21 protein-coding genes are annotated in these 18,617 nt (G+C 72.8%); 4 read left to right on the forward strand and 17 right to left on the reverse strand.

Annotated features, from left to right (window positions below):
* Positions 1 to 11: 11 nt before the first annotated feature.
* Positions 12 to 2,471, forward strand: coding sequence for an FUSC family protein (locus AD017_RS04615; protein ID WP_145986078.1), 2,460 nt, complete (start codon positions 12 to 14; stop codon positions 2,469 to 2,471).
* Positions 2,472 to 2,505: 34 nt separating this feature from the next.
* Here the strand turns inward: AD017_RS04615 and AD017_RS04620 are convergent, their stop codons facing one another.
* Genes AD017_RS04620 through dapA form a run of 5 tightly spaced genes read right to left on the reverse strand, consistent with a single transcriptional unit; the run spans position 2,506 to position 7,091 of the window.
* The gene (locus AD017_RS04620) at positions 2,506 to 3,681 is read right to left on the reverse strand and encodes an acyl-CoA dehydrogenase family protein (protein WP_202968829.1); all 1,176 of its coding nucleotides are present in this window, start codon (positions 3,679 to 3,681) and stop codon (positions 2,506 to 2,508) included.
* The gene (locus tag AD017_RS04625) at positions 3,678 to 4,316 is read right to left on the reverse strand and encodes a flavin reductase family protein (RefSeq protein ID WP_060576230.1); all 639 of its coding nucleotides are present in this window, start codon (positions 4,314 to 4,316) and stop codon (positions 3,678 to 3,680) included. Before AD017_RS04625 ends, AD017_RS04620 begins: the two co-directional genes overlap by 4 nt.
* A complete protein-coding gene (locus AD017_RS04630; RefSeq protein WP_060573096.1) occupies positions 4,313 to 5,464 on the reverse strand; it encodes a CaiB/BaiF CoA-transferase family protein in 1,152 nt (383 codons plus the stop codon). Before AD017_RS04630 ends, AD017_RS04625 begins: the two co-directional genes overlap by 4 nt.
* The gene (locus AD017_RS04635) at positions 5,461 to 6,183 is read right to left on the reverse strand and encodes a hypothetical protein (RefSeq protein ID WP_060573098.1); all 723 of its coding nucleotides are present in this window, start codon (positions 6,181 to 6,183) and stop codon (positions 5,461 to 5,463) included. The genes AD017_RS04630 and AD017_RS04635 overlap by 4 nt, the downstream gene beginning before the upstream one ends.
* The gene (gene dapA, locus AD017_RS04640) at positions 6,180 to 7,091 is read right to left on the reverse strand and encodes a 4-hydroxy-tetrahydrodipicolinate synthase (protein WP_193427374.1); all 912 of its coding nucleotides are present in this window, start codon (positions 7,089 to 7,091) and stop codon (positions 6,180 to 6,182) included. The genes AD017_RS04635 and dapA overlap by 4 nt, the downstream gene beginning before the upstream one ends.
* Before the next feature lie 58 nt (positions 7,092 to 7,149).
* On the opposite strand from dapA, the gene AD017_RS04645 reads away from it, so the two are divergent.
* Positions 7,150 to 8,052: a LysR family transcriptional regulator gene (locus AD017_RS04645; RefSeq protein WP_060573100.1), complete on the forward strand. Its 903-nt coding sequence runs from the start codon at positions 7,150 to 7,152 to the stop codon at positions 8,050 to 8,052.
* Between the two features lies 1 nt (position 8,053).
* On the opposite strand, the gene AD017_RS04650 is transcribed toward AD017_RS04645, so the two are convergent.
* Genes AD017_RS04650 through AD017_RS04660 form a run of 3 tightly spaced genes read right to left on the reverse strand, consistent with a single transcriptional unit; the run spans position 8,054 to position 10,678 of the window.
* Positions 8,054 to 9,394, reverse strand: a complete 1,341-nt coding sequence (locus AD017_RS04650) for an MFS transporter (protein ID WP_060573102.1) — start codon at positions 9,392 to 9,394, stop codon at positions 8,054 to 8,056.
* Entirely contained in the window at positions 9,391 to 10,275 is an 885-nt protein-coding gene (locus AD017_RS04655) for an amidohydrolase (RefSeq protein ID WP_060573104.1), read from the reverse strand. The genes AD017_RS04650 and AD017_RS04655 overlap by 4 nt, the downstream gene beginning before the upstream one ends.
* Complete coding sequence (locus AD017_RS04660; RefSeq protein ID WP_060573106.1) at positions 10,268 to 10,678, reverse strand: RidA family protein; 411 nt, start codon at positions 10,676 to 10,678, stop codon at positions 10,268 to 10,270. Before AD017_RS04660 ends, AD017_RS04655 begins: the two co-directional genes overlap by 8 nt.
* A gap of 183 nt (positions 10,679 to 10,861) precedes the next feature.
* Between AD017_RS04660 and AD017_RS04665 the strand changes: the two genes are divergently transcribed.
* Both AD017_RS04665 and AD017_RS04670 read left to right on the forward strand, forming a co-directional pair.
* A complete protein-coding gene (locus AD017_RS04665) occupies positions 10,862 to 11,569 on the forward strand; it encodes a TIGR02206 family membrane protein (RefSeq protein ID WP_060573108.1) in 708 nt (235 codons plus the stop codon).
* Between the two features lie 116 nt (positions 11,570 to 11,685).
* Positions 11,686 to 11,892 carry a hypothetical protein gene (locus AD017_RS04670; protein ID WP_060573109.1) on the forward strand — a complete coding sequence of 69 codons (207 nt, stop codon included), beginning with the start codon at positions 11,686 to 11,688 and terminating at the stop codon, positions 11,890 to 11,892.
* Positions 11,893 to 11,934: 42 nt separating this feature from the next.
* On the opposite strand, the gene AD017_RS04675 is transcribed toward AD017_RS04670, so the two are convergent.
* The 9 genes from AD017_RS04675 to AD017_RS04715 form a co-directional block, all read right to left on the reverse strand.
* Positions 11,935 to 12,144, reverse strand: a complete 210-nt coding sequence (locus AD017_RS04675; RefSeq protein ID WP_060573111.1) for a helix-turn-helix domain-containing protein — start codon at positions 12,142 to 12,144, stop codon at positions 11,935 to 11,937.
* A 94-nt stretch (positions 12,145 to 12,238) separates the two neighbouring features.
* Entirely contained in the window at positions 12,239 to 12,658 is a 420-nt protein-coding gene (locus tag AD017_RS04680) for a type II toxin-antitoxin system VapC family toxin (protein ID WP_060573113.1), read from the reverse strand.
* Complete coding sequence (locus AD017_RS04685) at positions 12,655 to 12,867, reverse strand: hypothetical protein (protein ID WP_060573115.1); 213 nt, start codon at positions 12,865 to 12,867, stop codon at positions 12,655 to 12,657. The genes AD017_RS04680 and AD017_RS04685 overlap by 4 nt, the downstream gene beginning before the upstream one ends.
* 122 nt (positions 12,868 to 12,989) lie before the next feature.
* Entirely contained in the window at positions 12,990 to 13,379 is a 390-nt protein-coding gene (locus AD017_RS04690) for a DUF4870 domain-containing protein (RefSeq protein ID WP_010240632.1), read from the reverse strand.
* A gap of 196 nt (positions 13,380 to 13,575) precedes the next feature.
* Entirely contained in the window at positions 13,576 to 15,042 is a 1,467-nt protein-coding gene (locus tag AD017_RS04695; protein ID WP_145982658.1) for an NAD-dependent succinate-semialdehyde dehydrogenase, read from the reverse strand.
* The gene (locus AD017_RS04700) at positions 15,039 to 16,178 is read right to left on the reverse strand and encodes a cupin domain-containing protein (RefSeq protein WP_060573117.1); all 1,140 of its coding nucleotides are present in this window, start codon (positions 16,176 to 16,178) and stop codon (positions 15,039 to 15,041) included. Before AD017_RS04700 ends, AD017_RS04695 begins: the two co-directional genes overlap by 4 nt.
* Entirely contained in the window at positions 16,175 to 16,675 is a 501-nt protein-coding gene (locus AD017_RS04705; protein WP_010240640.1) for a flavin reductase family protein, read from the reverse strand. The genes AD017_RS04700 and AD017_RS04705 overlap by 4 nt, the downstream gene beginning before the upstream one ends.
* The gene (locus AD017_RS04710) at positions 16,672 to 17,154 is read right to left on the reverse strand and encodes a hypothetical protein (RefSeq protein ID WP_060573119.1); all 483 of its coding nucleotides are present in this window, start codon (positions 17,152 to 17,154) and stop codon (positions 16,672 to 16,674) included. The genes AD017_RS04705 and AD017_RS04710 overlap by 4 nt, the downstream gene beginning before the upstream one ends.
* A 44-nt stretch (positions 17,155 to 17,198) precedes the next feature.
* Positions 17,199 to 18,590, reverse strand: coding sequence for an NtaA/DmoA family FMN-dependent monooxygenase (locus tag AD017_RS04715; protein ID WP_082399060.1), 1,392 nt, complete (start codon positions 18,588 to 18,590; stop codon positions 17,199 to 17,201).
* Between the last annotated feature and the right edge of the window lie 27 nt (positions 18,591 to 18,617).

Raw genomic sequence — 18,617 nt, forward strand, 5'->3', positions numbered from 1 at the left:
ATAGTTAGCATGTGCAACGGTTGGTGGAGGTCGGCGAGGGACGTACGTCCGACGCGATCGTCCCCGGCCGCCTGCGACGCGCCCGCGACCGGTTCGTCGCCTCCGACCCCGGGCTCGTCCGGCTCGTGTCGGCAGCGCGTGCGGTCCTGGCGATCGCCTCGGCGCTCGGGGTGGAGTACCTCGTCGCGAGCGTGACCGGCGCTCCCCCGCTGGTCCCGATGATGCTCGGCGCGGTCGTCGCGATGCTCGCCTCGTTCGGCGTCGTCGACGCGACCCGTGGCGGGCAGGCCCTCACCCTGTGCTGCCTGCCGCTGGCGATGCTGGCCGGGATGGGCGTCGCGCTGCTCGTCGACCGCAACCGGCTCGCGTCGCTGGTGACGTTCGTCGCGGTCGTGTTCGTGGCGGTCTGGGTCCGGCGCTTCGGGATGCGGTTCTTCGTCTGCGGCATGGGCGGGTTCATGGGCTACTTCTTCGCCCTGTTCCTGAACCTGCGCCCGGAGATGCTGCCCGGGGTGGCGGAGGCGGTCGTCGTCGCGATCGCCTGGGTGCTCCTGCTGACGCTGGTCCTGCTGCCGATCCGCAACGACCGCGTGCTGCGCCGGATGCTGCGCTCGTTCGAGGCCCGGCTGGCCGGTCTCGCCGGGACCGTCCTCCTGCTCGCCGACCAAGCCCCGGGCACGGCCGAGCGGACCCGTGCCGAGACCCGGCTGCGCAGCCTGCTCGTGCGGATCAACGAGTCCGCGCTGGTCATCGACGGGCAGCTGGGCACGCCCGCCGCCGTCACCGACGACGACACCGCCCGCACCGTGCGTCGCACCGTCTTCGACGCCGAGCTGGCCGCGACCGCCCTGGCCCGGGTCGGGCCCACCGCCGTCACCCACGACGACGGGGCCCGCACGATCCTGACGGCACTGTGGCGGGGCCGGTGGGACACCGTGCAGGAGCTCGCCGACCGGGCCACCGGCGCGACGGGGCCGGGACCGCAGCGCCTGGCCGTCGATGCGGCCGTCCTCGCCTCCGCCCGCGCCGAGTGGACCCGGGCGGCCGGGGCACGCGATCCGGGCCGGACCGGCGAGGAGCCGCACGACGCCGACGCCGACGCGGTGGAGTTCGCGCCCGCGGTGCAGCTGTTCGGCGGGAACCTCCCCGGCTCGGCCGGCACCGTCACCCGGCTGCACCGGCCGCCCGAGGCGGACCGGCCCGCGTCACGGCTCTCGCTGACCACCCGTCAGGCCGTGCAGGTCACCATCGCGACGGCGCTCGCGATCGCCGCCGGGGACGCGCTCTCGGAGCAGCGCTACTACTGGGCGGTGCTGGCCGCGTTCATCGCCTTCACCGGCACCGCGACCGTCGCCGAGACCGTCCGCAAGTCCGCGCACCGCGCCGTCGGCACGATGATCGGCCTGGTCGGGGCGATCGTGCTGGTCCCGGTGCTCGGCCCGGACGTCGCCGTCGTGCTGCCGGTGATCCTCGTCAGCATCTTCGGGGCGCTGTACCTGTTCCGGCTGTCCTACGCGCTGATGATCTTCTTCATCACCCTGATGCTGGGTGAGCTGTACGCGCTGCTCGGCAGCTTCTCGGTGGACCTGATGGTGCTGCGCCTGGAGGAGACCGTCCTGGGCGGCCTGATCGGCTGCGCGGTGTCGGTCCTGGTGCTGCCGACCCGCACCCGGTCCGCGGCCGACGAGGCCCGCCGCGGGCTGCTCGACGCCCTCGCCGAGCTGCTGGCCGCCACCGACCGCGCGCTGCGGCGGCCGGGACCGCCGGAGGACCTGCGGGCCTGCTCCCGCGCGCTCGACGCGGCCCTGCACCAGGCGATGCTCCTCGGGCGCCCGCTCACCCGGACCTGGCTGGGCTCCGCCCAGGACGACGTCGTGCGCGAGTTGACCGCCTGCACCGCGGTCGCCGACCACGCCCGGCGGCTCGCCCGCTCGGCCGAGGGCGTGCCCGGGACGGCCGCGCTGACCGGGGCCTGCGCGCGGCTCGCGGAGCTCGTGTCGTCCGCCGTCGCCGGGCGGCCCGTTCCCGCGGGGAGCTGCGCGGCCGTCGTCGACCTGCTGGTGGGACCGGCCGGTGGGCACGGCCCGGGTGCCGCGCTCGCCCGGGAGGCCGGGCTGCTCGCGGCCGAACTGCCCGCGCTCCTGGAGGCGCCCGGCCTGCTCCCGGACCCGGCGGCCGTCGGGCGGGTCCGCGGGCCCGAGGGTGGTCCCACCGCGGCGACGGTCACCGTGGTCGACCGGGCGGGCCGGCAGTTCGACCGGGTCACCACCGGCGACGACGGCCGCTTCGCCCTCCGCGTCCCGCCCGGCACGCACCTGCTGGTCGCCGCACCGCTCGCCGGCGGGGCGGCCCCGTACGGCGACCACGTGCCGCTGGGGCCGGGGACGGTGCTGCCGGACGTCGTCCTCGGGCCGCAGCCGGTGCGGGAACGGGCCCGGGCGATCGGGCGGGGCTGCCTGGGCCACGGCTGACCCGGACCGCCGGCGCGGTGGCCGGCGGTCCGGGTCAGCCGGCGAAGGCGTCGAGCCCGGTGAGGGCGCGGCCGACGGTGAGCAGGTGCACCTCGGACGTGCCCTCGTAGGTCAGGACGGACTCCAGGTTCGCCGCATGACGCAGCGGGGAGTACTCGACGGTGATGCCGCTCCCGCCGAGGACGGTGCGGCACTCGCGTGCGGTGCTGATCGCCTCCCGGACGTTGTTGAGCTTGCCGACGCTGACCTGCTCGGGACGTAGCGTCCCGGCGTCCTTGAGCCGGCCCAGGTGCAGGGCGAGCAGCGCGCTCGTGCTCAGCGCCAGGGCCCGGTCCGCGAGCTTCTCCTGCGTGAGCTGGAAACCGCCGATGGGCCGGCCGAACTGGACACGCGTGGTGGCGTAGTCGATCGCGGTCTGCAGGCAGTCACGGGCGGCGCCGACGGCGCCGAAGAGGATGCCGAACCGTGCCTCGTTCAGGCAGGACAGCGGGCCCCGCAGGCCCCTCGCGCCGGGCAGCTGCGCCGAGTCGGGCAGGCGGACGCCGTCGAGGACCAGCTCGGACGTGACGGATGCGCGCAGCGACATCTTGTTCGTGACGTCCCGGGTGGTGAAGCCGGGAGTCCCCCGCGGAACCAGGAAACCCCGGATGCCGTCCTCGGTCCGCGCCCAGACGGTGGCGACGTCGGGGATCCCCCCGTTGGTGATCCACATCTTCGTGCCGTCGAGGACCCAGTCCCCGCCGTCGCGCACGGCGCGGGTCCGCATACCGGCGGGATCGCTGCCGTGGTCGGGTTCGGTCAGGGCGAAGCAGCCGACGGCCTCACCGGCGGCCAGCCGCGGCAGCCATTCCTGCTTCTGATCCTCCGATCCCCAGCGGTGGATCGAGTACATCGACAGCGAGCCCTGAACCGACACGAAGCTGCGCAGGCCGCTGTCCACCGCCTCGAGTTCCATGCACGCCAGGCCGTACTCGACGGCGCTGGTCCCGGCGCAGCCGTAGCCCTCCAGGTGCATGCCGAGCAACCCGAGCTTGCCGAGCTCCGGGACGAGGTCGCGGGGGAAGGTGCCGGCGTCGAACCACTCCCCCACGTGGGGCCGGGCGCGGTCGGTCAGGAACGCCGCGACCGCGGACGTGATGTCCCGTTCGGTGTCGCTGAGCGAGGCGTGCAGGTCGACGAGCTCGAGCGGGTCGGTCATGGGACGGGTCATCGGGGGCCCTCCGTGGTGAGAACGGTCTTGGGGGTCTGCGCGATCGGCGTCATCCGGGTCATCTCGCCGAGTCCGGCGTAGACCGGTCCGCCCACGCGTGCGATCGGCGCGAGCGCCTGTGTGTCGATCTTGTTGTCCTCCAGCAGGCCGTCGCGCACGTGGAAGGCCAGCACCTCGCCGACGACGAACTCGGCGCCGGTGCTGCCGTAGGCGGTGGACGAGTGCAGCCGGCATTCCAGGGCGACCGCGGGTGCGGCGAGCCGGGGCACGCCCACGTGCTGCGAGGCGACCGTCTCCAGACCGAGCAGCTCGACCTCGCTGTCACCCGGCGGATGCTCGACGGCACTGAGGTGGACGGGTTCGATCATGGATTCGTCGGGGATGTGGACGACGAACTCGCCGGTCTCGTGGATGTTGTGTCCGGTGTCCTTGCGTCGGCCGGACTTGCGGCCGATGTTGATGCCGACCATGGGCGGCGCGTTCGAGACGAAGGTGAAGCAGCTGAACGGGGCGAGGTTCACCGTGCCGGTCGGAGAGGCCGTGGTGATCCAGGCGATCGGCCGGGGCACGACGATCCCGCAGAGCAGCTTGTAGGTCTGCTCGGGCGTCAGAGCCCCCGGAGCGACGACGGTCATCGGCATGTTTCCTCTCCGTGCGGGGCGAGCCATCGACCGATCTCCTCGGTGTGTTCCCCGAGACGTGGCGGTGGGCGCCGGTAGGTGACCGGCGTCGTGCCCAGCCGGATGGGGTCGGCGACGAGCTCCCGGTCACCGACCGGGACCGTGGGGCCGAGCCCCAGTCGGGCGGCGAGCCGGAACGCCTCGGCGAGGTCGTTGACCGGCCCGCACGGGATCCCCCGGGCTGTCAGGGTGTCGAACCAGTCGTCGGCTGTTCGGGCGGCCAGCCGAGGCGCGAGGAGACCGGCGAGTTCGTCGACGTGGGCGACGCGGGCGGAGTTGGTGGCGAAGCGGGGGTCGTCCGCCAGGTCACCGAGGTCGAGTGCGCCGGCGAGGCTCCGGAACTGGCGGTCGGTCCCGACGGCCAGTGCGATCGGCCGGTCGGCGGCGGGGAACACCTCGTAGGGGGCGATCGAGGGGTGCCGGTTCCCGAGGATCCCGGGTACGGCGCCGGTCATCGCATGCGCGCCGGCCTGGTTGACCATGCTGGACAGCAGGGTGGAGAGCAGGTCGACCTCGACCAGCTGGCCACGGCCGGTGCGGTCCCTGTGCCGCAGGGCGGCCAGCACGCCGAGGCCGGCGTGCAGTCCGCACAGGACGTCGACCAGGGCGACGCCGACCTTGTTCGGGTGTCCCGCGGCGGCGCCGGTGACGCTCATCAGTCCCCCGAGGGCCTGGACGAGCAGGTCGTAGCCGGGCAGGGACGCGCCGGGACCCGTGCCGAAGCCCGAGATCGAGCAGTAGACCAGCCCGGGGGCGTCCGTGCGCAGTGTCCGTTCGTCGAGGCCGTAACGGGCCATCGTCCCCGGGCGGAAGTTCTCGATGACCACATCGGACCTGCGTGCGAGCTCGCGGGCCGAGGCACGGTCCTCGGGACGGCTCAGGTCCAGCTGTACCGACCGCTTGTTGCGGTTCACCGACAGGAAGTAGGTGGCCTCGTCCCCCGCCCAGGGCGGCCCCCAGGAGCGGGTGTCGTCGCCGGTGCCGGGGCGCTCGACCTTGACCACGTCGGCTCCGAGGTCGCCGAGCAGCATCGTCAGGTAGGGAGCGGCGAGGACCCGGCTGAAGTCGGCGACCAGGACGCCGTCGAGCGGGCCCGTGGTCACCGTGTCCGCTCCCGGAACTCGGCCAGCAGCTCCGGCGAGGGCGGGTAGGTGCCGCGCAGCGGGGCGCCGTCGCGGACCTTCTGCGCGATGAACTCCTCCAGCCGGTCCTGCTCGGCCGCGGCCTCGGCGACCTCCTCGGCCATGGCACGCGGGATCACGATCACCCCGTCGTCGTCGCCCACCAGGACGTCGGAGGGGAAGACCGCCGTCGCTCCGCACCCGATCGGCACGTCCTGTTCGATGACGCGCAGGAACGCCCGGCTCACATTCGCGGTCGCGCCGGCGGACCAGCACGGCAGTCCGGTCCCGGACACGCCGGCGACGTCGCGCACGCCGGCGTCGGTCACGAGGCCGCGGGCGCCCCGCACCCGGAGGCGCTCGACGAGGATGTCGCCGCCGGTCGCGGTGCGGTGATCGCCGCGGCCGTCGATGACGAGCACGCCGCCCTCGGGGGTCGATTCGACGACATCGAACAGGGACACCCCGGGCGAGGGGACCGGTTTCGAGCCGGGCCAGAGCCCGTCGAGGTCCTCGCGGGACGGGATGGTCCGGGCCGTCCAGGCGGCGCCGACCATCCGCCGGCCCCGCGCGACCGGTACGGCACCGGCGATGAACTGGTCGCGCAGGCCTCGGGACAGGAGCTGGCCGGCCAGCGTGGCGGTGGTGACCGACGACAGCAGCGTCTCGATCCGCTCCGGTACCGGCTGCCAGCCCGTCATCGCACACCGTCCAACAGGCCCCACGACGACGCAGCGGCGCGGACCCGGACCTGCCCGGCCTCCGAGAGCGGCACCAGCGGGGCGCGCAGGGCCGGGCCGATCCGGCCGACCTGCGACATCAGCCACTTGACCGCTGTCGGGTTCGTCTCGGTGAGCACGACGTCGTTGAGGTCGAGCAGGCGGTAGTGCAGCTCGCGGGCCTCGTCCCACTTGCCCTCGGCCACCGCGTCGTACATGCGGGCGATCTCGCGGGGCACGAGGTTGGCGGTGACGCTGATGAAGCCGGCACCGCCGATGGCCAGCAGCGGGAAACACAGTGCTTCCAGGCCGGAGAACAGCAGGAACTCGGGCCCGGTCTCGCGCAGCACGAAGTTCGCGTGGGCGAAGTCGGGGCTCGCCTCCTTCATCCCGACGATGTTCGGGACGTCGCGGTAGAGGCGGCCGACCGTCTCCGGCGCGAGTTCGACGCCGGTCCGGGAGGGGATGTTGTACATGACGATCGGGATGTCGACCGCCTCGGCGACCGCGCTGTACCAGGCGTAGAGACCCTCCTGGGTGGGGCGCGCGTAGTAGGGGACGATGACCAGCGCGGCATCGGCCCCCACCTCGGCCGCACGGCGGGTGATGGCGATCGTCTCCGGGAGCTGGTGCATCCCGGTGCCCGGCACGAACGGCAGCCGGCCGTCGAGCGACTCCGCGGCGACCTCGATCGTCTCCAGCCGCTCGTCGAGGGTCAGCGCTCCCGGCTCACCCGTCGTACCGGTCACCGAGATGCCGTGGCTGCCCTGCTCGACGTGGTGGTCGATCAGGGCGCGCAGCGTCGCGTGGTCGACGGCGCCGTCGTCGTGGAACGGCGTGACGAGCGGCGCGATCGAGCCGCGCAATCGGGATGTCGGGTCGGCTGCCACCAGGGGCCTCCTTCGTTCGGCGCCCGCCGTCACGGCGGGCGGTCGGTACGGTCACGGCGTGGATGTCGACGTCGCCGTGCTGCGGTCTTTCGTGGTGCTGGCGGAGGAGAAGCACTTCGCCCGTGCGGCGGCGCGACTGCACATCGAGCAGCCCGCCCTGAGCCAGCGGATCAAGCGCCTGGAGCGTCGGACCGGGGTCCAGCTGTTCGTCCGGGACACCCGCAACGTCCGGCTCTCGGCCGCCGGCGAGGAGTTCGCCGTCGAGGTCGCCGACGTCCTCCGGCGGCTCGACTCCGCGGTGGCCCGGGCCCGGGAGACCGCGGACGGGGCGCGTGGCGCCCTCGAGATCGCCTACACCCTGAGCGTCGGCTACGAGGCCGTGCCGGTCCTGCTGGGCCACGTCGAGGAGGCACTGCCGCACCTGGCGTTCGAGGCCGTCGAGGCGTGGGAGCGCGACGTCCTCGACGGACTGCGACGACGCCGGTGGGACATCGGGCTCGTCCGCTTCGATCCGGCCGACGACGAGCTGGTCTCGATCCTGCTGCGCCGGGAACGCCTCGTCGTCGCCGTCGAGGAGACCCACGAGCTGGCGACTCGGGGGCTCGTCCACCTGGCCGACCTGCGCGACGAGCGTTTCGTCATGACCCCGACCTCGCTCGCCCCCGGGTACCAGGCCCTCATCGACGCGGTGCTCGCCGACGCCGGTGTCGTTCCGCAGACCGTCCGCAACACTGCGCCGGGCAACCGGATGATGGCGTTGCGACGGCAGAAGAACGCGATCGCGCTCCTGCCGGCGTCCGCCCGGCTCGCCCATCCGCCCGGGGTCGGCTTCGTCCCCGTGGCCGACGAGGCCGCGGTGCTGCCGGTCCGCCTCGTCCATCGCGCGGACGCATCCGCCGGTGTCCACCTGCTCGCCGACACCGTCCAGCGGGAGGCGCGGCGGCTCGGCTGGCTCCGGTAGGTCACGCGGCGTCGAGTGCACCACGGGTCTCCCTGGTCCGCACCATCATCAGCAGGAACCCGGCGGCGATGACGAGGCTGGTCACGATCAGGACCGGGATGATCGCCCCCGGTCCGCTGCTCACCGCCGTCACGAAGGTGGGCAGCATCCCGCTCAGCCCGTACCCGACGTTCCAGGAGAACGCGGTCGCGGTCGACCTGACCTCGGTCGGGAAGAGCTCGTTGACGAAGATGATCAGCGGGGCGCTGATCGCACCGGACGTCATGACCATGACCGCCCCACAGAGCAGCAGCACCCAGTCCGACGGCCGTCCCGACATCACGAGGTACAGGCCGGGGATGCACACCAGGCAGGCGATCCCGGACGCCACGAAGACCGGGCGCCGTCCCACCCGCTGGCTCAGGTGCCCGCACACCACCGCGACGGCTGCGGACAGGACCACGTTGATGATGAGGAAGGCGCTGGCCGCCTGTTGTGACAACCCCAGGGACTGCTTGTACACCGTCGGCAGGATGCCCGTGGTCAGGTAGTAGGGCGCCGAGGCCGTGAACACGATGACGATCGTCGTCAGCACGAGCATGCGCCACCGGGCCGAGAACAGGGCCCGCACCGGACTCGGATCGGCAGGCCGGCCGGCCGCGCCCGCCCGGCGTGCGACCCAGGCGGGGGACTCCTCGACCCGCAGCAGGACGAGATAGTTCGCCACGGACCCGAGGAGCGCGACGACGAACAGCACGCGCCAGCCCCAGGCCGCGAAGGTCTCCTGCCCCTGCACCGCCACCAGGCCGATCACGAGGAGGTTGATCAGGACCACGGCGAGGCTCGCACCGCCACCCTTGATCAGGCCCGCCGCCATCCCGCGCCATCGCTCGGGGAGTGTCTCGGTGGCCAGCGTGTGCGTCGAGGCCGTGATGCCACCGACGAAGAGTCCCTGGACGACGCGCAGGGCCAGCAGCAGGACCGGGGCCGCCACACCGATCGTCGCGACCCCCGGCAGGAATCCCATCGCCGCGGTCGACACGCCGGCGCCGATGACCGCGATCGCCATCGCGGGACGTCGCCCGGCGCGGTCGGCGATCGACCCGAACACCAGCGCCCCGAGCGGCCGGACGACGAGGCTGATCGCGAACGCCGCGTAGGTGGCCGTCAGGCCCAGCATCGGGCTCCCCTCGGAGGGGAAGAACGCGGCCGAGACGTAGCTCGCCACGTGCAGGATGACGAGCAGGTCGTACATGTCGACGGTCCAGCCGAGGACCGCCGCTCCCAGCGACTTCCGGTCGCGGCCGGTCAGCCGCCCCTCGGCGGACGTCCCCGCACGGGAGGTCGTGTCCCCGCTGGTCATCGGCCGCCACCGTCCTGGAACCGGAACAGACGTCCGGGGTTGGTGACGAGGATCTGCTCCCGGAGCGCAGGATCGGGTGCGTACCGGGCCAGCAGGTCCATCAGGTCGCCGTCGTTGGGAACCGGACCGGTGTGCAGCGGGTGCGGCCAGTCGGTCGCCCACAGCACCCGCTCCGGCGCCCGCTCGATGTAGGCGCGGGCATAGCCGGTCGCGTCGTCCCAGGGGTACCCGGCGACCGAGCGACGGTCGCCGTTGGACAGCATGATCCACCAGTTGCCCCGGTCGAGCAGGTCGCAGACGTGCCGGAAGTGCGGATCGTCGAGGCCGTGGGCGTACTGCAGGGGGCCCATGTGGTCGATGACGACGTCGGCCTCGACCTGTTCGAGCAACGGGGTGACCTCACGCGGGTCGATCCCGTTCATGTGCAGCTTCAGGTGCCAGCCCAGCGGAACCACCCTGGCCGCCGCCCGGCGGACCTGCTCCGGTGTCGGGAGCGCGTTCCTGAGCTTCGGGTGGAAGTTGAAGCGAGCACCCCGCACACCGGCCTCGTGCATCCGGCCCAGGTGCTCGTCGCTGACGTCGTCGTTCACCACCCCGCAGCCCTGGTAGGCGGGGCCGGCGATCCTCAGGGCATCGATCAGTGCGTCGTGGTCGCTGCCGTACGCCGTGGACTGGACGATGACCCCGCGCTCGATGCCGAGCTTCTTGTGCATCGCCAGCATCGCCTCGACGGTCGCGTCGTGGACCACGTACGCGGCCTCCGGCCGGGTCGGGAACCGGTCCGGGGCACCGAAGATGTGGGTCTGGCTGTCGCAGGCCAGCGCCGGTGCCGGCTGCGCGGGCTCCCGCGTGTCGTCGTCGAAGTGGGCGTAGTCAGGCATCACGACCTCCGTCGGTGGTGAGCACGGCGAGGACCTCGCACTGGACGAGGATGTGCGGCTGGGTCGTCCCGACCGTGACCTGACGGGCCGGCCGCGAGTCCGGGTCGGGGAACAGGACGACCCACTGCTCGTTCAGCGCGGCGCGTGCACCGGCCCCGGACACCCGGATCGAGAACTTGGCGACGTCGTCGAGCGAACCGCCCTCGGACCCGAGCAGCCGGGCCACGCGGTCGAACATCACCCGGACCTGCTCACCGGGCTCGGCGGGGAAGTCGTCGGCGACCGTTCCGCGGCCCCCGCCGTGGATGGCACCGGTGACGAGAAGGTCACCTACCCGGCATGCCGCCGGGACCGGGTTCTCGTGGGCGAAGCCCTCGAGGTGGATGCTGCGTCTCTTACCCACATGGACTCCCTCGTCCAGCGACCGGAACGCTCCGGACGCTACGAAGTGGCGCAGGAGGGCTTCAAATGAAGCCGGCAGCGTATTGATGCTCAGGATTTATCAATGGTCGAGCCCGCTCCGGGCGCGCGCCATCAGGAGGCACCTCCCCCACCACGGTGCGACGGGCACCGGGATGATCGGCACATGGGAGACACCGGCGTCTTCGTGCCCTACGGCCCGACGCACTGGAGCGCACTGACCGTCGGCGTGCTCGGCGCGGTCGTGCTGGTTGCGGTCGGCCGGCGGCTGCGCGGGAGCCCGGCCGAGCGCACGTTCTGCCGGGCGTTCGCCGTCACGATCCTCGTCCTGCTGGTGCCGCTGCAGCTGCGCCTGCTCACCCCCGGCACGTTCGACGTGCAGATCTCCCTGCCGCTGCAGCTGTCGGACCTGTCCTGGATCACCGCCGCCTACGCGCTGTGGACGCGGCGCGCCTGGGCGTGCGCGCCGCTGTACTACTGGGGCCTGACGCTGACCCCGCAGGCGCTGCTCACCCCGGCCACCGACGCCCCGGACTTCCCGCACGTCGCGTTCCTGCACTTCTGGGTCCTGCACCTGCTCGTCACCTGGACCGCCGTCTACCTGACCTGGGGCGCCGGGGTGCGGCCGACGTGGCGGGGCATGCGCGTGACCCTGGCGATCACGGTGGGCTGGGCAGCGGTCGTCCTGCCGTTCAACCTGCTCGCCGGCACGAACTACGGGTTCCTGGCCCGGCCGCCGTCGAACGCCTCGCTGCTGGACCTGCTGGGCCCCTGGCCCTGGTACCTGGTCGTGGAGCTCGCGCTCGTCGCGGTGGGGTGGAGCGCGATCACGTGGCCGTGGACGCGGCGGCAACCGGCCCCCGCCCGGCCGTGACCGGTCGATCTACCGTTCACCGAGTGCGTCCGCACCGGCCCGGTCCTCGCTGCAAGGGTGACCAGGGCACGCAATCGGGCGCGGCCGCTCCGGCCGCCGTGGACGGGAGGACCACGATGGGCGACATCGCGAGCAAGGTCGACAAGGCCTACGAGGGCAAGAGCATCGCCGAGCTGGCCGACGCACCGGTCGACGCGCTGCAGGGCGTCTCCGAGGGGGACGCGAAGCACCTCAAGGACGCCTTCGGCATCACGACCGTCCGCGACCTGGGCACCAACAAGTACTTCCTGTGGGCCCAGGCCATCAGCACGCTCGCCGACTGAGCACGCGGCCGGCCGGGACGGACCGTCCCGGCCGGCCCCGGCTCACGGCATCCGCTCGCCGTCGAGGATCCGGCGGACGGTGTTGCGGTGGTGCCCGGTCAGCTCGGCGAGCTCGACCTGCGAGACACCGGCGGCGGCCGCGTCCCGGATCGCCCGCCGCATCGTCAGGTCGGCGTCGTCCAAGGATTTTCTGATCTGGTCCCGCTCCCGCACCGCGGCGTCGAGACGGGCGCGCGCCGCAGCGGTGTCCACACCTGCAGGGTCGCACGCACTGCACCATCGCCGTGCAGATTCACGACATGTACCTGCACATCCCCTGATACGACGTCCGGTGTCGTCGTCCCGATCAGGGAAGCAGGACGAGCCCGTCGACATGCTGCGGACGGACCACGGCGAAGTGCCGCCGATCCAGAGTTGCGACCTCGGTCAGCCCCAGCCGCTCGGTCAACGCGATGACCGTCGCATCGGTGGTACCGAGCGGGAGATCCCTGTACCGCCGGACGAGGTCCGCCGCACGCCGGTAGTCGTCCGGAAGAAGATCGGCCACGCGGAAGTCGCCGTCGGCGATCGAGTCGAGGAACATCGCCTCGACCGCAGCGCCCGCCTCCCGGGCAAGCAAGTACCCGACCTCGGCCACGACCGTCGGAGGAACGAGTAGCGCCCGCCCGGCAAGGTGCAGTCCGGTGAACAACTCGACACAGGCATGGTGGTGGTCGTCCTCTGCCAGGGCCGCTGCGACGAGGGGCCCCGTGTCACACACGATCACGCGGGTCGGCCGAAGCCCTCGTCCAGGATCTCCTCGGAACGGGCCGCGACATCCCGGCGCTCAGCACGCCCGGCGCCGAAGAACGCCGGCGGCCATGACGGACCGTCCGCCGCGACCACGTGCCGACGCATGTCGGCCAGGGCCGCCGGTACCTCGTGATCCGGCACCTGATCGACGAGCTCGTGCAACTCGTCCCGCTCGGCACTCATGCATGCAGCCTATCGCGGTCGGATCCTCCGGACGCACATCTCAGAGGCCCACTCGCTTCTGAACGGGGACTCACCTGTCCTCGAATCCGCGGTGGGCCGAGAATCCCCGGCGCCGCCCTGGTTCAGGACAGCACCCGGAGCTGGAACGGGTAGTCGTAGGTCTCGTTGTTCGACGCCCGGATCGCTCCCTTGATGTGGCACCACGCGGAGACCACGAACAGGACGAGCATGAGCGGGAGAGCGACGAGGATCCCGACCACGGTGAAGATCAGCACCCAGCTGAGCAGGAAGAGCACCCAGAACGACAGGTTGAAGTTGAACGCCCCGGCGGCGGCCCTGCGTGCGAACGGGTCGTCCTTCTTGACCAGCCAGACCAGCAGCGGGCCGAGCAGGCTCAGCAGCCCGGCACTCAGCACCGCGGCGATCGGCGCCGAGAGGTGGGCGAGAATGGCGGCGATCCGGCTGCCCTCGGGCGGCCTGGACACGGGATGGCTGGGGTACGGCTGCGACATCGACGCTCTCTCCTCTGGTCCGCGAGCCATGACCGGCTGCGCTCCGGCACCTCTCTGGACGAGGGTCCGCCGGTAGGTGCCACCCTGCCAGCCACCGGCCCCGAAACCGGACCCCGACGACACGGTTCCGATACCTGATCACCCGGACGAGCGCACCGATCCGGACCGCGCGGCTCGCCGGGCCGGAGCCCCGCCCTCAGATCCCCGCCACGGACAGGAACTGGGTCTCCTGGAAGGCCCGGATCCCGTCCCGCGCACCCTCCCGGCCCATCCCGGACCGGCGCATCCCACCGAACGGCGCCGCGGGATCGGAGACGACTCCCCGGTTGATCCCGACCATCCCGCATCGCAGGGCCCGCCCGAGTCGCAGGGCCGCCGCGGTGTCGCCGGAGAAGACGTAACCCGCCAGCCCGTACTCGGTGGAGTTCGCCGACCGCACGACGTCGTCGACCTCGCGCCAGGTGAGGATCGGGGCGACCGGGCCGAAGGTCTCCTCCACGACCAGGGCCGAGTCCGCGGGGACGTCGCGCAGCACCATCGGAGCGAGGTACGACCCGGCGTCCGGTACCGGCCCCGGCCGGTTCGCCAGGACGGCGCCGCGTCCCAGCGCGTCGTCGACACGGCCCTGGATCCGTGCGACGGCACGGTGGTCGATGAGCGGCCCGATGTCGCTCGCGGGATCGGTCGCCGGGCCGACCCGCTGGGCGTCGAACGCCGTGGCGAGTGCATCGGTGAACGCGTCGGCGACGTCGGCGTGGACGAGGAAGCGGTTCGCCGCGGTGCAGGCCTGCCCGGCGTTGCGGAGCTTCGCGATCACCGCTCCCGCCACGGCCGCCTCGACGTCCGCGTCGGCGCAGACGACGAACGGTGCGTTGCCGCCCAGCTCCATCGAGCTGGTGACCACGCGGTCGGCAGCCTGGCGGAGCAGCAGGCGGCCGACGCCCGTGGAACCGGTGAACGACAGCTTGCGCACCGCCGGATGGTCGAGCAGGGACGCGACCACCGGACCGGGCCGCGAGGTGACCACCACCTGCACCGCACCGTCCGGGACCCCGGCCTCGCCGAGGAGGCCGGCGATCGCCAGGGCGGTCAGCGGCGTCTCCGCCGCGGGCTTGAGCACGGCGGTGCAGCCCGCGGCGAGCGCGGGGGCGACCTTGCGGGTGACCATCGCCGCGGGGAAGTTCCACGGGGTGACGAGTGCGGCGACCCCGACCGGCTGCGCGGTGACGACGGTGGTGCTGCGGCCGTCGGGGGCGGTGCCGAAGTGTCCGTCCGGTCGCACCGCCTCCTCCGCGAACCAGCGGAGGAACTCGGCGGCGTAGGTGATCTCCGCGCGGGCGTCGCCCCGGGACTTGCCGCTCTCCGAGGACACGAGGGCGGCGAGCCGGTCGGCGCGCTCGATCATCAGCCGGTGGGCCGCCACGAGGACGTCCGACCGGGTCCTCGGTGGAGTCGCCGCCCACCCGGCGAACGCCTCGGCCGCGGTGTCGGCGGCGCGGCGGGCGTCGTCGGTGTCGTCGTCGGTGAGGGTGGCGAGCACGGCGCCGGTCGCCGGGTCGGCGACGTCGACGCCGTGCCCGGCGCCGGTGTGGCGTCCGGTCCCGGCCAGCGCGAGGGCGTCGTCGGGCCGGACCGTGTCACCGGCGGCGAGGGAGGTGCTCACTCGTCGTCCCAGTTCCGCGGGGCGACGTAGCCGGTCTGACCCTTCTCCAGCCCGAGCGCGAGGATCGGCCCACCGAGGTCCTCCTGCCAGATCAGCGATTCCATGCCGATGTGCTGCGGGTGGTCCTGGACCGTGTAGACGGTGAGTCCGCTGTCGCTCGGGTAGTGCGCGTGCTCCCGCCAGGAGGGCGCGGAGAGCAGCAGGTCGCCGGGGCCGAAGTCGATCCGCTGCCCGTCGACGACGGAGTAGCCGGTGCCCTCGACGTGGTAGTTGATGGCGACCGAGCTGTGCCGGTGCCCCGGGCCCTCCGGACGCTGCCGGACCCCCTGCGGGATCCGGGAGAGCGTGACGAAGAAGCTGCCGGTAGCCCCCTGCCGGCGCTCGGTCGCCGGGTTGTACAGCGCCATGATCGTGCGCCTGCCGTCGCCGAGGGTCTGCGACATCAGGTCCGCGACCGCCCGGTACGGCCAGTGCAGCGCCCGGTCCGGGACGGGCTCGATGTCGACCAGGTACTCGTAACCGCGCAGGCGCGCCCCGGTCGGCGAGACCTCGTGGTCCGGTGCGGTGCCGCGGTCGGCGACGTCGTCGGCCTCCTCCATGTCGATCGGCCCGTCGACCGGTACCCCGGGGACCCAGTCCTCGGCGAGCTCCTCCCGGAAGTGGGTGCCGAGGAACTCGAGCAGCGGAGCGTTCGAGTAGGCCAGCCGCACCCATCGCCGGTCGCCGGTGTTGACGAACCGGTGCGGCTTCATCGAGGGCACGGTGACCACGTCGCGGGTGGCCGGCTCCAGCGTCGTGTCCCCGACCTGGATGCTCCCGGTGCCCTCGAGACCGATCTGGACGAGGCTGGAGTTGCGCCGCACGGGTGTCGTCCGCTCGCCGGGCAGCAACACCTCGACGACGACCTCGACCCCGGGGGCGAAGCTGCGTCCGGACGTCGACTCGGGATGGACCAGCGCCGCCGAACGCCGGCCGTCGGCGGGGGTGGGTCCCTCCGACAGCCGTTCGACGGTCTCCCGGATCTCCGCCGCGGTGATCTTCAGCGGGGCCCAGGGGGTGGGCCGTGCCGATCCCGCGCCCGACGTGTCGACGGCGCGGGCGCCGGAGCCGGCACGGGGCACGTCAGTGGTGGTCATGTGCGTTCCTCTCCGTGGGTACGGACGCCGGTGAAGCCGCTGCGGTGGAAGACCAGCGGGTCGGCGTCGTCGTTCGAACGTGCGCTGTGGACCCGCAGCAGCACGAGGAGGTGGTCACCGGTGACGGTCTCGCCGTCGACGGAGCAGGTGAGCTGCGCGACGCTGCCGTCGAGGTGCACCGCTCCCCCGGTGGCCGAGGTCGCGATCCCGGCGAACCGGTCGCCGCTGCGGGCCGCCAGGGAACGTGCCGCGTGCTCGTGCGGATGCGCGAGGACGCTGAGGCCGAGGACGGGGACCTCGCGGAGCACCGGCCAGGTCCTGGAGCTCTGCTGGACGCAGACCGCGACGAGCGGAGGGTCCAGCGACACCGGGACGAAGGTGCTGATCGCCATGCCGACCGGCTCCCCCGCGACAGTCCCGCAGACGGCGACGACGCCCGACGGGCAGGCACCGAACACCGAGCGCAGGACGTCCGGTGCGAGCGTCTCCGCCGTCATGCCGCGGCCCTCCGCGCCCGCCGGGCCTGCTCGACCGGTCCGGGAACCGTGAACCGCCAGTAGCGGCACACGGCGGAGATGGCAGGGCCGGCGTCCTGGCGGGGCGGCAGCGTCAACCCCGGTGTGGGGCAGACGAGACCGGCGGCGACGAGTGCGGGCCTGAGCTGCCACTCGACGACGGTGTGGTCCGACGGTTCGGCCACGCACAGGGCGAACGCCACTCCTGCGGCCGGACGGGTGCCGGACCGGCGCTCGAGCGCCCGGGTCAGGTCCACGGGCAGCTCGCCGTCACGGACGACCGCGGCGACCACGAGGACGTCGGCGTCGCGGGCGACGGCGACGAGGTCGGTCGACCCGGTCGCGGTGGTCATCCGGGTCGGCCGGGTCCCGGTGAGGCTCGTCGTGAACCGGTCGGCGACGTCCGCGACAGGCGGTCCGCCCGCCGTGATCACCGCGGTGGTGACGGGTGCGTCGATCATGGTGCGTCCCCGCGCCGGAGGACCGCTGCGCGGAACCACGGCGTTCACCGCGAGACCGGCTCGCGGGCCGGGGCGGCGCCGCGCCGGTACCGGGCGCCGACGTGGTCGGCCGGCAGGTGCGGTCCCCCGTGCGGGAACATCTTCTCCCGGAAGGTCCCCGGCCGGTACGCGGTCTTGTACCGGCCGCGGTCCTGCAGCTCCGGCACGACGAGCTCGGTGAAGGCGCGGAGCCCGCCCGGCTCGATCGTGCGGAGCAGGTTGAACCCGTCGATGCCGGTCCCGTCGACCCAGGAGATCAGCTCGTCGCAGACCTGGGAGGGCGAGCCGACGACGTAGGCCTCGCTCCCGGCGAGACCGCTGAACGAGGCGATGTCCCGGATCCGGACGGTCCGCCCACCGTTGTGGCGGGTCATCGCGTCGAGCACCGACTGCATCGCGTCGCTCTCGACGTGCTCGACCGGGTCGTCCCAGCCGTACTTCGAGAGGTCCTGGCCGATGAACCCGGAGAGCATCGCGAGGTTGCCCTCGCCGTCGCTGTACTCGCGGCACTGGGCCTCGACGTCCCGGGCCTCGGCCTCGGTGGGGGCGACGACGACGGTGATCGCGTTGAAGACCTTCACGCTGTCGGCGCTGCGGCCGGCGTCCACCGCGGCCGCGCGGTACCCGTCGACGAGCCGCCGGGCGTGCCCCTTGTCGCTCACCGACATGAACGCGGCCTCCGCGTGCGTCCCGGCGAAGCGCATCCCCCGGGGCGACCCGCCCGCCGAGTAGATGAAGGGCGTGCGCTGGGGGGACGGCTCGCACGGGTGGAACGCCTCGCACGCGTACCGGCCCTCGGTCCTGACACGGTGCACGCGGGCGGGGTCGGTGAAGACGCGGCGGTCCCGGTCGCGGACGGCGGCACCGTCCTCCCAGCTCTCCTCCCACAGCCGGTACACGAGGTCCATGTACTCCTCGGCGATGTCGTAGCGCTGGTCGTGGGGCACCGGCTCGACGCCCATCGCCCGCGCGGCGGAGGGCTGGATGCCGGTGACGACGTTCCAGCTCACCCGGCCGTCGGTGAGGTGGTCCAGCGTGGAGAACCTGCGTGCGAGCAGGTACGGCCGTTCGTAGGTCGAGTTGGCGGTCACGCCGAAGCACAGGTCCGAGGTGGCCGCCGCCATCGCCGGGATCATCATCATCGGGTCGTTGACCGGGAACATCCCGCCGGCGCGCATGATCGCGTCCGGCGCCCCCTGGTAGACGTCGTGGATGCCGAGGCCGTCGGCGAGGAAGATGCCGTCGATCAGGCCCCGTTCCGCGGTCCGCGCGAGATCGGCCCAGTGGTCGAGCGTGGTGTACCGCGTGGCCTCGGACTCGGGGTGCGCCCAGAGTCCGGTCCAGGACTGCGAGGGCGATGCCATGGAGAACGCGTTGGTCAGGATGTCCGTGCTCACGGTGGTCTCCTGTGTGAGGTCGGCGGG

Origin of the sequence: Pseudonocardia sp. EC080619-01 (assembly GCF_001420995.1) — a bacterium.
In the GTDB taxonomy this organism is placed as follows: Bacteria; Actinomycetota; Actinomycetes; order Mycobacteriales; family Pseudonocardiaceae; genus Pseudonocardia.

Coding starts and splice junctions, on each gene's coding strand:
- AD017_RS04620 (WP_202968829.1), bottom strand. CDS start 3,681: ATGACCCGTCCCATGACCGACCCGCTCGAGCTCGTCGACCTGCACGCC.
- AD017_RS04625 (WP_060576230.1), bottom strand. CDS start 4,316: ATGACCGTCGTCGCTCCGGGGGCTCTGACGCCCGAGCAGACCTACAAG.
- AD017_RS04635 (WP_060573098.1), bottom strand. CDS start 6,183: ATGACGGGCTGGCAGCCGGTACCGGAGCGGATCGAGACGCTGCTGTCG.
- AD017_RS04650 (WP_060573102.1), bottom strand. CDS start 9,394: ATGACCAGCGGGGACACGACCTCCCGTGCGGGGACGTCCGCCGAGGGG.
- AD017_RS04655 (WP_060573104.1), bottom strand. CDS start 10,275: ATGCCTGACTACGCCCACTTCGACGACGACACGCGGGAGCCCGCGCAG.
- AD017_RS04665 (WP_060573108.1), top strand. CDS start 10,862: ATGGGAGACACCGGCGTCTTCGTGCCCTACGGCCCGACGCACTGGAGC.
- AD017_RS04670 (WP_060573109.1), top strand. CDS start 11,686: ATGGGCGACATCGCGAGCAAGGTCGACAAGGCCTACGAGGGCAAGAGC.
- AD017_RS04685 (WP_060573115.1), bottom strand. CDS start 12,867: ATGAGTGCCGAGCGGGACGAGTTGCACGAGCTCGTCGATCAGGTGCCG.
- AD017_RS04690 (WP_010240632.1), bottom strand. CDS start 13,379: ATGTCGCAGCCGTACCCCAGCCATCCCGTGTCCAGGCCGCCCGAGGGC.
- AD017_RS04700 (WP_060573117.1), bottom strand. CDS start 16,178: ATGACCACCACTGACGTGCCCCGTGCCGGCTCCGGCGCCCGCGCCGTC.
- AD017_RS04705 (WP_010240640.1), bottom strand. CDS start 16,675: ATGACGGCGGAGACGCTCGCACCGGACGTCCTGCGCTCGGTGTTCGGT.
- AD017_RS04710 (WP_060573119.1), bottom strand. CDS start 17,154: ATGATCGACGCACCCGTCACCACCGCGGTGATCACGGCGGGCGGACCG.